This is a genomic window from Nocardioides sp. S5-5 (assembly GCF_054954065.1).
Window position 1 is genome coordinate 3,561,149 of the sequence record NZ_CP199913.1, and the last position, 14,001, is coordinate 3,575,149.

15 protein-coding genes are annotated in these 14,001 nt (G+C 68.9%); 10 read left to right on the forward strand and 5 right to left on the reverse strand.

Going from position 1 to position 14,001, the window contains the following annotated elements:
• The first annotated feature begins 16 nt into the window (after nucleotides 1-16).
• The 8 genes from ACUP6Y_RS17080 to ACUP6Y_RS17115 are packed head-to-tail and all read left to right on the forward strand — an operon-like array spanning nucleotide 17 to nucleotide 9,745.
• On the forward strand, nucleotides 17-3,775 hold the full coding sequence (locus tag ACUP6Y_RS17080; protein ID WP_462552011.1) for a phage tail tape measure protein: 3,759 nt from the start codon (nucleotides 17-19) through the stop codon (nucleotides 3,773-3,775).
• On the forward strand, nucleotides 3,775-6,417 hold the full coding sequence (locus tag ACUP6Y_RS17085; RefSeq protein WP_462552012.1) for a tail fiber protein: 2,643 nt from the start codon (nucleotides 3,775-3,777) through the stop codon (nucleotides 6,415-6,417). Before ACUP6Y_RS17080 ends, ACUP6Y_RS17085 begins: the two co-directional genes overlap by 1 nt.
• Before the next feature lie 19 nt (nucleotides 6,418-6,436).
• Entirely contained in the window at nucleotides 6,437-7,555 is a 1,119-nt protein-coding gene (locus ACUP6Y_RS17090; protein ID WP_462552013.1) for a pyocin knob domain-containing protein, read from the forward strand.
• Between the two features lie 26 nt (nucleotides 7,556-7,581).
• Complete coding sequence (locus ACUP6Y_RS17095; RefSeq protein WP_462552014.1) at nucleotides 7,582-7,779, forward strand: hypothetical protein; 198 nt, start codon at nucleotides 7,582-7,584, stop codon at nucleotides 7,777-7,779.
• Nucleotides 7,776-8,225 carry a hypothetical protein gene (locus ACUP6Y_RS17100; RefSeq protein WP_462552015.1) on the forward strand — a complete coding sequence of 150 codons (450 nt, stop codon included), beginning with the start codon at nucleotides 7,776-7,778 and terminating at the stop codon, nucleotides 8,223-8,225. The genes ACUP6Y_RS17095 and ACUP6Y_RS17100 overlap by 4 nt, the downstream gene beginning before the upstream one ends.
• A complete protein-coding gene (locus tag ACUP6Y_RS17105; RefSeq protein ID WP_462552016.1) occupies nucleotides 8,218-8,817 on the forward strand; it encodes a hypothetical protein in 600 nt (199 codons plus the stop codon). The genes ACUP6Y_RS17100 and ACUP6Y_RS17105 overlap by 8 nt, the downstream gene beginning before the upstream one ends.
• Nucleotides 8,814-9,569, forward strand: coding sequence for an endonuclease/exonuclease/phosphatase family protein (locus ACUP6Y_RS17110; RefSeq protein ID WP_462552017.1), 756 nt, complete (start codon nucleotides 8,814-8,816; stop codon nucleotides 9,567-9,569). The genes ACUP6Y_RS17105 and ACUP6Y_RS17110 overlap by 4 nt, the downstream gene beginning before the upstream one ends.
• Complete coding sequence (locus ACUP6Y_RS17115; RefSeq protein ID WP_462552018.1) at nucleotides 9,566-9,745, forward strand: hypothetical protein; 180 nt, start codon at nucleotides 9,566-9,568, stop codon at nucleotides 9,743-9,745. Before ACUP6Y_RS17110 ends, ACUP6Y_RS17115 begins: the two co-directional genes overlap by 4 nt.
• On the opposite strand, the gene ACUP6Y_RS17120 is transcribed toward ACUP6Y_RS17115, so the two are convergent.
• A complete protein-coding gene (locus tag ACUP6Y_RS17120; protein WP_462552019.1) occupies nucleotides 9,732-10,496 on the reverse strand; it encodes a hypothetical protein in 765 nt (254 codons plus the stop codon). The two genes, ACUP6Y_RS17115 and ACUP6Y_RS17120, sit on opposite strands and share 14 nt — an antisense overlap.
• 164 nt (nucleotides 10,497-10,660) lie before the next feature.
• Between ACUP6Y_RS17120 and ACUP6Y_RS17125 the strand changes: the two genes are divergently transcribed.
• A complete protein-coding gene (locus tag ACUP6Y_RS17125) occupies nucleotides 10,661-10,972 on the forward strand; it encodes a DUF6907 domain-containing protein (RefSeq protein ID WP_462552020.1) in 312 nt (103 codons plus the stop codon).
• A 73-nt stretch (nucleotides 10,973-11,045) separates the two neighbouring features.
• Nucleotides 11,046-11,204 (forward strand): hypothetical protein, encoded by a 159-nt coding sequence (locus ACUP6Y_RS17130; RefSeq protein ID WP_462552021.1) that lies wholly within the window; start codon nucleotides 11,046-11,048, stop codon nucleotides 11,202-11,204.
• Here ACUP6Y_RS17130 and ACUP6Y_RS17135 read toward each other — a convergent pair.
• The 4 genes from ACUP6Y_RS17135 to ACUP6Y_RS17150 form a co-directional block, all read right to left on the reverse strand.
• On the reverse strand, nucleotides 11,190-12,122 hold the full coding sequence (locus tag ACUP6Y_RS17135) for a tyrosine-type recombinase/integrase (protein ID WP_462552022.1): 933 nt from the start codon (nucleotides 12,120-12,122) through the stop codon (nucleotides 11,190-11,192). The genes ACUP6Y_RS17130 and ACUP6Y_RS17135 overlap by 15 nt on opposite strands.
• 787 nt (nucleotides 12,123-12,909) lie before the next feature.
• Nucleotides 12,910-13,278 carry a hypothetical protein gene (locus ACUP6Y_RS17140; protein ID WP_462552023.1) on the reverse strand — a complete coding sequence of 123 codons (369 nt, stop codon included), beginning with the start codon at nucleotides 13,276-13,278 and terminating at the stop codon, nucleotides 12,910-12,912.
• Nucleotides 13,278-13,622 carry a hypothetical protein gene (locus ACUP6Y_RS17145; RefSeq protein ID WP_462552025.1) on the reverse strand — a complete coding sequence of 115 codons (345 nt, stop codon included), beginning with the start codon at nucleotides 13,620-13,622 and terminating at the stop codon, nucleotides 13,278-13,280. The genes ACUP6Y_RS17140 and ACUP6Y_RS17145 overlap by 1 nt, the downstream gene beginning before the upstream one ends.
• Nucleotides 13,623-13,685: 63 nt before the next feature.
• Nucleotides 13,686-13,934 (reverse strand): hypothetical protein, encoded by a 249-nt coding sequence (locus tag ACUP6Y_RS17150; protein ID WP_462552026.1) that lies wholly within the window; start codon nucleotides 13,932-13,934, stop codon nucleotides 13,686-13,688.
• Between the last annotated feature and the right edge of the window lie 67 nt (nucleotides 13,935-14,001).

The following is a 14,001-nucleotide window of genomic DNA, read 5'->3' on the forward strand; positions in this document are numbered from 1 at the left end:
CAGGAGGTGACTCACGATGGCGGGACCGATTCGCATCGCCGTACTGGCCAACGGCTCCCAGGCGCGGCGTGAGCTTGCCCAGGTCGAGGGCTCCCTCGGCAAGCTCCAGTCCTCCGCCACCCGGGCCGCGAAGCTCGGCGTCGGCGCGCTCGTCCTTGGTGCCGGGGCGTTCGCCAAGAGCGCGGTCGACGCAGAGAAGCAGTTCTCCACCTCGATGCGGCTCATCCAGGCCAACACCAAGGCCAGCGCCGCCGAGATGGACAAGCTCAACGCCCTGGCGATCAAGCTCGGCGCCGACACCTCCTTCTCGGCCAGCGAGGCCGCCGACGCGATGCTCGAGCTCGCCAAGGCCGGCATCGACACCAAGACCATCATGGGCGGCGGCCTGGCCGGCACTCTGCAGCTCGCGGCGGCCGGCGGCACTGATCTGGCCACCGCCTCGACGATCGCCAGCAACGCGCTAAATACGTTCAACCTCGAGGGCAAGGACATGGCCTCGATTGCGGCTGCGCTGGCTGGCGGGGCGAACGCCTCGACCGCCTCGGTCGAATCTCTCGGCCTGGCCTTGCAGCAGGTCGGCCCCGGTGCGACCAACGCTGGCCTGTCTCTGCAGGAGACCGTCGCCGCGCTCTCGGCCTTCGACGCCGCCGGCATCAAGGGGTCCGACGCCGGTACGTCACTGAAGACCATGCTCACCCGACTGATCCCCACGACCAAGAAGGCCGCCGACGAGATGGCCTCGCTGGGCATCAACTTCGTCAACGGCAACGGCGAGTTCCAGTCGCTGGCCCAGATTGCCGAGCAGCTGAGGAACAAGCTTGGGCCCCTGAGCCAGGCACAGCGCACGCAGTCGCTCGCCACGATCTTCGGGTCCGACGCCACCCGGGCCGCCACGGTGCTGATGAACGAGGGCGCCGACGGCATCCGCGGGTACATCAAGGCGACCAAGGACCAAAACGCCGCCCAGAAAGCCGCTGCCGCCCGAATGAGCGGCACGGAGGGCGCCCTGGAGCGGCTCTCCGGATCGATCGAGACCGCCCAGCTCCGCCTGGGCCAGGAGCTCGCTCCGGCGGTCATCAAGGGCGCCAACCTCCTCGGCGACAAGCTCGTCCCGGCGATGGACCGCACCATCGACGCCGGCAAGGACATCGGCCGCGCACTGGCCCCCGCGGCCCGCGAGATCTCCGAAGCCCTCGGCCATTTGGCAGACGAGGGCGACAAGGCCGGCGCCGTCTTCGACGACGTCCTTCTCCCTGCGCTGGAGACCACCTCTGAAGTCGTCGGCGGCCTGGTCTCCTTCATCGACGACCTGCCCGGGCCGGTCAAGGAGATCGGCCTTCAGGTCGGCTTGGCCGCGCTCGTCTTCCCTCGCTTCTCGGCAGGCGTCTCATCCGCCACGGCTGCTGTGACCCTGAACATCGCCAAACTGAAGCAGCTCCAGGCGGAGATGACCTACACCGCCACCCGTACCCAGCTCACCAGCGCGGCTATGTCTCGGCTGGCTTCTGGCGCCAAGACCGCGGCCGGCATCGGCGGCATGGTGGCGCTCACCCAGGGCGCCCAGGAGTCCAACCAGGCACTCAAGGACCTTTACTCAGTGGCTGGTGGCGCGCTGGCTGGGTCCGCCTTCGGCCCGTGGGGCACGGTGATCGGCGGCGTCGGCGGGGCGCTCGCGGCGGTCGCCGGCAGCAGCGACACCGCGAAGGACGCAGTCAGGGCCTCCTCCGAGGCCGCGCGCTCGGCGATCGGCAACTGGGAGGACTATGCGGCCACCCTCGACCAGGTCACAGGCTCGATCACCCGGCAGACTCGGGTCGAAGCCGCGCAGCGGCTGCAGAAGACTGAGGCATTCGACCTGGCTCGCAAGCTGGGCATCTCGACGCAGGACCTCGTCAACGCCTCGCTCGGCCGCGAGAAGGCCTCGGCCCGGGTGCAGGCTGCGCTCCAGGCGGAGATGTACACCACCGCGACATACGTCGACTCTCTCGGCCAGTTCCACACCACCTCGAACGCGCTGAACACCGACGCCGCCAAGCTCTCCAGCCTCCTCGGCATCCAGTCGGCCGAGATCTCCAAGGCCACCGCCAAGACCCAGGGCCTCTCGATCGCTGCTGGCGACCTGAAGCGCGAGTTGAAGGGCGTCAGCGACCGCGGCACCATCGTGAGCCGCATCGAGATGAACGGCTGGCCCCAGGCGCAGCGCGACGTACGCCAGCTCCTCAGCGGCATCAACCTCACCCCCGACCAGGTGAAGGTCGTCATCCAGGCCCTCGGCGTCGGCGACGCCATCCGCGACGTCGACCGCTTCGCCGATTCGGTGGCCAACCAGGCACCGAAGAAGGCCAAGGAGGGCGGGAAGAAGACCGGCAAGGCGATCACCGACGGCGCCACTGAGGGACTGAGCACCACTGCGCTGGAGAAGAAGCTCAAGCTCGGGGTGAAGCAGACCACCGACGGCGCCAAGGTCCCCGCGCTCACCGGGGGAACCCAGGTCGGGTCGAACATCGGCGCGGGTCAGTACCACGGCATGGACGTCTGGATCCCGTCGATCTTCGCCAAGGGCTACCAGATGGGCAAGGCCGGCGTCGACGGCGCCAAGGCGGGCGCCGCCACCCAGTCGCCCTCGCGGGAGACGATCTGGGTCGGCCGGATGCTTGGCGAAGGTCTCGCTGTCGGGATGGACGCCACGGATGAGGTTGTCGGGCGCGCTGGGCGGAAGTCGGGCAAGGCCGCAGTCAAGGGCATCCTGACCGGCGTCACCGATGGCTCCGCGGGCGTGGAGGCCGCCCTGGACCGACTGACGAAGCTCGTCGAGAAGACCATCAAGGGCAAGGGTCAGGAGAAGCGCGAGAAGAAGGTACTCGACGCGCTGAAGGGCCAGTTCAACCAACTGCGGGCCAACGGCGCCGAGCAGGACCGCATCAACGAACTGCTGGGCGAGCGGATCGAGAAGGAGGCCGCGGCGTACGACCAACTGCGCGCCGCCAAGCAGGCGTACGACGACTACGCCGAGTCGATCCGGGGCGTGATCGCGGCGACCGGTGACGTCACCCAGCTCGGCCGCCAGGACGACGGATCCGTCTCGCTGACGTCGCTGTTCAACGAGCTGGAGACCAAGGCCATCCGCGCTGAGCGGTTCCAGGACCTGATGCAGCAGCTCGCCGATGAAGGCCTCTCGCGTGAGCAGGTCGACCAGATGCTCGCCGCTGGGCCAGAGTCGGCCCTCGCCACGGCGGAGGCGATCGCCACTGGGGGCGCCGCGGCGATCAAGAAGATGAATGAGCTGCAGGGGCGTCTCCTGTCTGCCGGCGACACACTCGCGCAGAACATGGCCGGCCGGTACAAGCAGGCCGGTATCGATGCAGCGCAGGGACTGGTAGCCGGCCTGGAGTCCCAACTGGCAGCGGTCGAGGCAGCGGCTGCCGCGCTGGCCGCAGCCCTGGAGCGCTCGACCAAGCAGCGCCTGGAGATCAAGAGCCCTTCGCGGGTCTTCAAGCGGATCGGCCAGAACGTCACCGACGGCCTGGACATCGGCATCGACGACACCGTGGCATCCCGCGCTGGCGCCCGGGCGGCCCTCAGTCTGACCCAAGGCTTCGGCAGCCCCGCCCTGGGCGCCGTTGCGACCTGGAGTTCGATGTCCACGGCCGGTCAGACGCAGGTACTCGAGATCCGGCTGTCTGGCGATGGGATCTCGGACATCGAGCGGGGTCGGAAGATCATCCGCGTCGTCGACATTGCGCGTTCCAACGGGGTGCGGGCGGAGACGTTCTGATGGCTCGGCAGTCGTTCAAGACGACCGATGTCCTGCGCTTCGAGGTGGAGACCGACCCGACGGGGCTGGTCAATCTGGTCCAGAACCCGTCGGGTGAGTTGGGCGGTTGGGGCTGGATCACTACCATCCCCGGGTCGAAGATCGCCTCTGCGTCCCTGCTCTCGGACACCTACCCCGCGTTCTATCCGTCGACCTACTCGGGTGACCCGCTGCCGACGTCGGACACCGCGCTGCGGTACACCGGCGTCGCGGGCGCGTCGTGGTTCACGACCGAGGACATGCCGATCGCGGCTGGGCAGTACGCGGCGGCACGGTGGAACGCGCTCGGCGGCGTTCTGGCCGGCTGGTTCCGTGCCCGGTTTGAGTGGGTCAACGCCGCGGGCGTGGTGATCTCGTCCTCCGCGCAGACCGGGTACCTGACGACCAGCTCGGGTGTCGGGAGTCTCGGCGGGCAGCTCGCGCCGGCAGGCACGGTGTGGGTGCGGCTGCGGTTCGACCTGTTCCAGTCGAACGTCGGCAACAACCCTGCGTCCGCGCACACGTTCACGCTCGCGGAGGTCGCGGTCGCGAAGTCCGCGACCTCCGACGCGCTGGGTGCGTCGCGGACCAACCTGGTCCCGAACCCGAGCTTCGAGACGGACATCTCGGGCTGGACGGCGTCGGTCGGCACTCTCACACGGTCGACCGCTCAGGCCGCGATCGGCTCGGCATCCCTGGCGCATGCGAGCCCGAACATCAACCTGGCAGGGCCGCGGTCTCTGACCGGCACGAGCGGCTTCCCGGTCGTGGGCGGAGCCACCTACCAGGTGCAATGGCAGTCCCTGGCGGAGTACTCCGAGTACGCGAACATGCGAACCTCGTGCTCGGTGCGGTGGTACGACGCTGCGGGCGCGCTGATCACCTCGTCGGCCGGCGGGGTCGTCTACCCACCGGGCCCTGTGTGGAGGACCGGGTCGGCCACCGTCACCGCACCGGCTAACGCCGTCTACGCGGGCTTCGGGTTCTCGTACCTCTCGGGCGGGACCGTTACCTACTACTTCGACGGCTTCATCTTCGAGTTGGCGTCGACCTACACCGGGTACTTCGACGGGTCGACCCCCGACGCAGACGGCTGGGACTACGGGTGGTCCGGCGCTCCCAATAACTCGCCGTCGACCGCGGTCAACTCCTCGCTCGGCTACCTCGACCCCGTGGAGTACCTCAACATCACGGCCGAGGCGCACGAGCTGCGGTGGGTCCGGGAGGAGCTTCAGGCGGGGACGCTGAACGCGGTCCTGTACTCCCGTGCGCTGGACCCGGCGACCAGCGACCTGATCCGCCCGGGCCGTCGTGGTCGTCTGATGGCGCTGGCGAATGGGACGTGGGAGCAGGTCATCGGCGGCAAGCTGCTTGAGGCCGAGACCACCTATGAGCTGAAGGATCCGCGGCGTCCTGATGAGAAGCGGGCGCGCGTGGCGGTCACGCTGGTCGACGCGGCCCAGCTGCTTGCGAACGCGACGCGCGCCGAGGCGGTGGCGACGATCGACGAGCTGGCCTATGTGCTGGAGGGCGCCGGGGTCCCGTGGTCGATCAACGGGTCCGGGAATCAGGTGTCGAACGCGGTCGTCACGAGCCGCAACGAGAACGCGTTTGCGCTCGATCAGGTCGCGCTGACTCGGGACACCCGGCTCGGGTATGCGTGGGTGTCGCGGCGCGGTGTGCTGAACGCGTGGGATGCGGCGTTGATCCCGGCGGGGTCGCCGCTGGTGCTGGACGAGGGCGACTACACCGACCTCGACACGTCGTACTCGGCGACGAGGATCATCAACGAGGTCAACGTCACAGTGCTCTCGACGGGCACTGACGGCAGCACGATCGAGACGACCTACGGTCCCTACGGGGATCCCGCGTCGACCTCGCGGAATGGGCAGTTCTCCAAGCCGTTCACGGTCACGGGGCTCGACGTCCCGGACGTGGAGGCGCTGGCGGCATCGATCTTGGCGGCGAACGCGAACCCGGCGGTGCGGGTGAACTCGGTGCAGGTCGCGGTCCTGACGCCGGCGGACATCGCTTCCTATGCGCTGGTCGACCTGTACGACCCGGTCACGGTGACCAACGCGACGCTGGGGATCAGTGATGATCTGCGGGTCACGAAGATCGAGGCGTCTGCGGTGGCGGGCGATGGTCGATCGTCGAAGTGGCTGATCCGCTGGTCGTTCGCGGCTGAGGGCGGGGTCGCGAACCCGACGAAGCAGCCCGCGGTGCAGTCGTCGGCGAACCCCGATGTCGGGGTCATCGAGCTGTTCGCTGGCCCGGTCGGGAAGATCCCGCCGACGAAGCTGCTGTGTGATGGGGCGTCGTATGCGGCGGCGGATTACCCGTACCTGTTCGCGGTGATCGGCTACACCTTCGGCGGGTCGGGTGCGTACTTCAACGTGCCGGATCTGGTTGACAGGTTCCCGATCGGTGCGGGGACGAAGGCTCTCGGCACGGTCGGTGGGTCCCCGACGAACACCCACTCCCACGTCAAGAGCAGCGGTCTCACCACGGTGGCTGCCACGGCTGGGCCGAACGTCGTTGGCACCGGCAACAACGTGGTCGACGCGACGATCAGCATCATGCCGCCGTGGCTGGCGCTCACCCCTGTCATCCGAGCTGTGTGAAGAGAAAGAGGTATCAGTCATGGCTGCTGTGTGGCCGCTTCCGACCGACAAGAACGTCGGGGACCCGGGGTTCGTTGGGGGCTTCAATCAGGTGTCGGAGAACGTCAACGATCTGGATGCGCGGATCGATGCTGCTGTGGCGGCTGCGGTCCAGAAGGCGTTGGTCGACGCGAAGGGTGATCTGCTGGTCGCTACCGCGGCCGACACGCTGGCCCGTCATGCGGCGCCGAGCAATGGTGCGCAGATGTTCGCGGACTCTAGTCAGGCGGACGGGTGGCGCAACGGCGCGGTCGGGGAACTGCCCCGTAGCCCTGGGAATGGGACCACGGATCTGAACACGGTGCTCGGCGCGGGCCTCGTCTACATCGACAACGGCGTGGCCCCGAACATGCCGATCAACGCGCTCGGGTTCTTGGAGGTGCAGCGGACTCCGGGTGGCACGTCGATCATTCAGCGTTTCACCTCTCGTGACTCTGCGTCGCGGTCGTTTGTGCGTTCGTCCAGCAACTCGGGGTCCTCGTGGTCGACGTGGATCGAGGTCCGCACGTCTGCCCCACTGGCGGGCAACACGATCCCGGGCACGGGCTCCCCGGAAGGCGCCGTCACCGCTCCGGTCGGCACGAAGTACGTCGACTCGGCTGCGACGAATGGCGCGGTCGAGTGGATCAAGGCGTCCGGCTCGGGCAACACCGGCTGGCGGGTCGTCTACGGCGACACCGGGTGGCGAAAGATCGCCTCCTGGACCGCTGGCGTGCAAGACGCCACGAACCAGATCGGCACCATCAACCCCGCCGTCCTCGCCCTCGGGGGCTCCAGTGGCTACCTGCTGATCAAGCGGAGGAACTCACGAGTCATCTTCGGGGTCGGCGGCAGCGGGAACGCGAACCTCATCGCCGCTGGCGCAATCTTCTCGCCCACCATCTCGTTCCCCGCGGGCTTCAAGGCCGACGTGCTCGGCGGCTTCACTGCGGTCGACCTCGTTCACTGGAGTCACACCGCAACGGTGCGGCTCGCATTCGAGTCCTCGGAGTCCCCGGTGTTGAGGTCGCCGTCGTACCCACAGGTCATCACGCAGGCGCGCTGCGAGTTCGAGACCGCGAACCAGTGGCCCTCGTCCCTGCCCGGCACTTCCGCCTGACCCCTCACCCCGACAGGAGACCCCCGATGGACCTCACCACCCTGACCGACCTCACCGACGACGACCTCGACACCCTCCGCGTCAACGTCGCCAACGAACAAGAGCGACGGCAGCGGCTCGCCACCGCACCCGCACAAGTCGCGCAGATCGCTGAGCGGTACGTGGCTGACGGCGGCGACCCGGCAGACCTCACCGCCGCACTCAACCCGGAGACCACCGGATGACCATCGACCGCACCAACGAGATCATCGGCCTCACACTCGCCGTGATCGCACTCCTCGGCGCCGTCCTCGGCTGGCTCCGCTGGATCCGCCCGCGCTACCGCCGACTCCGAGGCCGCACCATCGGCGCACTCGACGCCCTCGTCGGCCGCGACGCCGTCCACGACTCCATCACCGGCCGCGAGATCGCACCGTCACTCCCCGGCATCGGCACCCGCATGGAGACCGTGGAGCGGGCCGTCGCGCACATCGCCGAGCTGCTCGACTCTCAGCAGACCCAGGACAAGCGGATCGACGACCTCGACCGTCGCGTCGAGGCGCTGGAGTCCGGCGCGATCGAGCGTGTCGCGACCAAGGCCGAGTCGATCTCCGCGTTCCGAGCGATCGAGGCCGTCGCCAAGCAGACCGACCCCACAGCCCCTGAGATCGAGGAGGACCCCGATGCCTGACGCCCGACTCGTCCGCCCATCCTGGCGCGGACGGACCAACGTCGACGCCCTGACCATCGCGTGCATCGAGAACGCCGAGTCGATCGTGCGGCGCCTCGTCCCAGAGGTCGCGCACCAGCTCGTCGTCACGCAGGGCTCCTACCAAGACGGCCACGGCGACATCAACTCAGCGGGTACCCACGACGGCGGCGGCGTCGTCGACATCCGCTGGTGCGGCCACCTCGTCTGCCTCCGCGCACTCCGCTTGGCCGGGATGTTCGCCTGGCACCGCACCCCGTCCCAGGGGCCGTGGGTCGCGCACATCCACGCCGGAGTGATCGACCACCCGCTCCTCGCAGCCGGCGCCCTCAAGCAGCAGGTCGCCTACATGGCGCGCCGCAACGGACTGGCGGGCAATGGCCCGGACGACGGGCCGCGGCTCGACCCGATCCCGCGCCCAGTCTGGCCGTGGCCTCCGACGAAGAAGCGGCGGCCGAAGAAGGTCCGAGAAGCGATCAAGGCCGGCAAGGCCGCCCTTGCCGGCGCTGGCGTGAAGCAGGCTGAGCGGATCCGGGCGGCGATCGCGTCGTACAAGGAGATCAAGAAGCGATGAGCCTGCTCGCACTCGCAGCGACCGCGGTCGGCCGGCTTCTCACCCGTCCCGCGTCGCCAGTCGCGCTCTCGGCGAACCTCCTCGTCGGCCGACCCAAGAAGCGCGTCCGCAAGACGCTGCGGAAGCACGCCAAGAAACGTGCCCAGGTCGTCGCGCTCCAAGAGGCCGGCGGCTACCTCGACGTCGCCGCCACTGTCGCGGCCCACCAGGGCTACCGGCCGCCGATCCACGCCAAGCCCTCCGACGGCCGCGGCATGGACTCCAGCGTGCTCCTCGTCCGTGACGACGTGCCCGTCCACGCCCAGGGGGTCGCGCTGGTCCGCGAGCCGTGGACTGGGCCCCGGCTCAAGATAAAGTGGCCCGGCCGCGGGATCCCGTGGGCAGTGGCCGACCTCGACGTCGACGGCAAGGTCCTGCGCACGCTGGTCGCGTCGGTCCACGGACCGTGGGGCTACGACCGCGGCAACGCCCGCTCCTGGCGGCGCTACCTGCGTCGGCTCCGACGCATGGCCCGCCGCCTCGCCAAGAAGCACGGCGCCACCCACATCCTCTTCCTCGGCGACTGGAACTGCGCCGCCACCGCCGTCGACAAGCTCTCCGTGCGCCGCCTCCTCGCCGACCGCATCGACGCCGACATCGTCCGCACCGGCACCCCGATCGACTACCTCGTCACCGACCTCCCGCTCAAGGGCAAGAAGGGCCCGAAGCGGGGGTCCGACCACCACTCCATCGAAGGAAGGACAGCAGCATGAAGGTCACCATCCCCCGACGCGCCCGGATCGCGCTCTACCTCGCCAACGTCCTCGGCACGCCCGTCATCGTCTACCTGCGGGCCAAGGGCATCATCGGCGACCTCGAGCTCACCCTCTGGGGCGCCGAAGTCTCAGCCGCCATGGCCGTGGCCGGACTCAACGTCAACGCCGAGTAGGCCGCTTCTTGCCCTTGACCTTGCAGTAGCGGCTGTACACGGTCTGGCCGTTGATCTCGATCCGGACCACGTACTTCTTGGTCCGCTTCTTCCTCGGGATCACCACCTCGAGCCGGTCAGTCTGCGACAGCGACAAGGTGGCGGAGTCCACGACCTTGTTGCCCACCCAGAGCCGGAACGTGGCCGGCACAGGCGTCTCGCTGGCCGGGAGAGTCCGGTACTCCCCCTGGATCGTCGCGCTGAAACGCCGGACGATCTTCACCCACAACGGGGAGCCGAACACCGTCCCCTTGACCTGGACCGGCGTCGGCGGTGGCGTCGGCGGCTTCGGAGGGCCGGAGAACGTGAACGAAGCCGACGCGGTCTTGGTGTCGATCGGCACGTTGCCGGCGTACCCGAAGTAGTTCACTACCGCACTGATGGCGTAGCTGCCGTACTCGTCGACGCTCGGGTTCAGCCCGACGTGCCACTTCCACTGGCCGCCGTAGTAGGCGTCATCGGTCCAGGTGCGGCGATAGCCGCTCGGCGCCGTGACGACGACCTCGTAGGTGTAGTAGAGGAACTCGGCCGGGGCCGGGGCACTCACCGCGAATGACACGTCGTTCCCCGCGCACGGGCACTCCCAAGTCGGCTGAACGACGTCGGAGGCGCTGACCGAGACCTCGCCGGTCACGGCGCTCGCTGGGCTAGCAATCCCGAGCACGGGCAGCAGCGCGGCTACAAGCGCGAGGACGAGGATCCGTGGCTTCACCCCGGCAGGGTACGGCGTACCCACGCCACCCGTCCGCCGTTCCAGCGACTCGTTGTCACCCGGGTGACAACGCTGCACACGATCGCCCTGGCCGGGGCCCTGTGGCCTAGCGCGATCCAGCCACCGGCCCCCACGATCGGCCCTCTCGACCCGAGGAGGACCCGATGACCACCAGCACACCGACCTGGCAGCAGACCCCCTGCCCCACATGGTGCGACCGCGACCACGCCGAAGACGACCACCCCGACGACCGCCACCACCGCACCGGCACCTGGATCCCCGTCGCCACCGTCCGCGAGCACGGCTGGGAGCCCATCTCGCTCGTCGTCGGCACCCGACAAGACGACACCCCGACCGCCGAGACCATCATCACCATCGGCTACGAAGACCGCGCCGACCCGCTCGGCCTCAGCGTCGAATCCGCTGCCCGGCTCGCAGCCCGGCTCACGGAGATCGCCACCAGCATCAGCCGATAGCGCCACCACCGCCCGCCCCTCTCCAATGGGGCGGGCGGTGGTGGCGTTTCCGGAGGTCGTCACACTTGTCCCCGTGGACCCCCGCCAGCGCCTCGACGACCTCCGCGCCGTCATCGCCCGCGCACAGGCCTACCAGGCGAGGCACGACGACCCCGAGCTCGAGCAGATCGTCAGCGACCTCAGCCGGGTGGCCGACGAGCTTGAGGACGCGCTGCCGCTACGGCCCGGGTGACTCGGGCGGCTCGGCGATCCAGTCGGCGAGCCGAATCCCAGCATTGCGGGCCACCGACCTGGCCGACCTGTCGTAGTGCTCCATCGCACGCGCCGACGAGTGGCCGGTCGAGGCAATGATGTCGCGGTCCGGTACTCCAGCATCGCGGGCCAGCGTCACGAAGGTGTGCCGCAGCCCGTGCGGAGTCGCACGCGGCAGCCCGGCTTGCTGCTCGAGTTCGTAGAGCCGTCCTCGCAGTCGGGCATCGGTGATGCTCTCGGGGTCGCGCACGTACCCGCCGGTCGGGGTCCTGACTGGAGGAGGCTTAAGCAATCGGCCCTCGGCCCGCCTCCCGGCCGCTGCGGCGACCGCCCGCGATGCGGTCGCGCTGAGCCCGATCCGCTGTCCACCCCGCTGATGCTTGCGCCCCGCGAGCAGCACCGTGCAGGTACCCCCGACCTCGTGACGATCGACGTCACGGATCCGAAGGGCCGTCACCTCACCGATCCTGAGCCCGTGGAGAAGCATCAATGCGATACCAGCCCACACCCACGGCGCGTCCTCCTCAGCCACGCGAAGCAGGACACCGGCCTGCTCCCGGTTCAGCCACACCGCAGCCGACTGCCGCACGGCCAGCGGTGGCCGGAACCCCCGCGCGGGACTCACGGCGAAGAGACCTTCGTTGGTGGCGTACTCGTAGATCTGCACGATCGGCCGGACCCGCGTGGCGACAGTGTTGGGCGAGTAGCCCTTAGTCTCGGCGAGCCAGACGCGGTACTTCTCCAGGTGCGCGCGCCTGGCCAGGAGGGGGTCAAGGCCGCACAAGGTGCAGTAGGCGGACCAGTCTTCGACCGCTCGGCGGTAGAGCCGCGCCGTGTTGCCTCCGTACATCGCCAAGAACTCCTCGCACGCCTGCCAAAACGACGTCACCTGCGCCATACATGCACCCGTTCCTTGACTGGGGCACCATCAGGACCCTTGAGGTGCGGGGCCACCCACACTGGGCGCCTCGATACCCTTCCCGGGCCACACGCCTGCTGGCGCCAGTGTCCCGACACCATCCACCGGTAGGCGTACTGACGGCCCGCAGACCGCCCGACCTCGTCGACCTGATGGCCTGCGAGCGTGCGCAGGTCGATCACCTGCACCGCCATAGGGACCCGAGGCTGGCCCGGCCCGTCGCGATAGGTCCGCTCGATCTGCCTACGGTGAGCCACCGTAGGGGTATCCATCAGCAGACATGTAGTCGCGACCAGCCGAACCGCCCTTGCTGCTGCCGGCAGGGGCCCAAAGGGAGCTTCGGTCACGATGTCGGTCTGGATCGACGCTGTCCACGGCATCAGTCCCTCGACCGCCGGCTCAGCTCGCCCCCATGGCGCTATCCAGCGGGTCTCGATATTCGTGTCGGTCGTACACCACACGACCCCGCCAGGCCCACGTCCAGGGTGATCCCACACGATCATCCCGCTCGACGCCGGTAGGTCTCGCCCCAGATTGACGTCGGTGAGGGTCTGCGCGGCCGAGATCGCCAGCCGTGTCATGTCCGGCGTGACCCACCACAAGCCGCCTCGGGCGATCCGAGCGGCTCGCTTCGGGACGCTGGGGGACATTCGCTCGACCGCATACAGCTCTTTGACGATCTCGCCGCGAATCTCCGGCAACGTCGATGCCTCCCACCGCACCGCACCCGCCTCGATCGGGACCCGCCGTCGGGCCCGTCGCGCGCTCACCGCTTCCCGAGCAACTTGCGGACCTGCATCCGGTCCAGTCCGACGCGTCGAGCGATCTCGGCCTCAGGCACGCCGTCGAGCGCGGCCAGCCGGGCGACTGCCTGCGAGACCAGCAGCGTCTCGCGCTCGGCCGCACGGGCAGCTCGTCGAGCGTCTCCCGCCTCGTCGAGCGTGGCGTCGCCGAGGATGTACTGCACGATCGCCGACCACGCCACCTCCCGCTCGTGTGCCAGGTCCGGATGGTCGCCGATCCGCTCGGTAGCCGCGTCGGCCTCAGCCTCGAAGCGGTCGCGCTGCTCGTCGGTCATCTCCTCGGCCGCGGGACCGAGCCAAGCCGTCCAGTCGACGGTCTGGTCGGCGCCCATCACAGGGCTCCGATCAGGCTGAGGTCGGTGCCGGTGATCTCGGCGGCGGTCTCGTCGTCCATGGTCTCGCCGCCCATCGCCTCGGCGAACGCGTCGCCCTCGGGGGTGCGGCCCCAGGCGGGGACGTGGTAGACGGCGCCGGTCGCGTTCGCGGCCTCGTACAGGGCGCGGGCCAGGCCCTCGCCGCGGCGGTCCTCGCGGACCTCGACGTTCATGATCATCCGGTGCTCGGCGTTGATGTACAGCTCGGCGGCGACCCCGTTCTCGTCGCGGACCTCCCAGATGAGGTTGCTGGTGCCGTCGCCGTAGTAGTCGCCGGTGCGGGTGGTGATCTCCGTGTTCATGTAGCCAGACTACAGGACTGTCTGTAGTCCGTCTACAGGACGAAGGTAAAGAAACCCGCCACCTCAGTCCCCCTCAGGCTTGTCCAGTGGCCGCACATGATGCGACGCCACCCAGCCCTGCGCCACATCAACCTGGAGCCTCTGCGCCCACCCCGGATGCGACGACGCACGGACGACGTAGGCCTCCCACGACATCTTGTCCGCGGCCGGGCCAGGGACCTGCCGCCAGGCGAGCAGGATGCCGGTCTCGATCCCGGTCGAGCCCCAGCCTGTCGTCGACACCCACACGTGCTTCGGATGGACCCACTGCATGGGGACATCGGGTGGTCGATGAACGCCGCCTGTCATCCCACGATGTTAGAACACCTGTTCGAACATG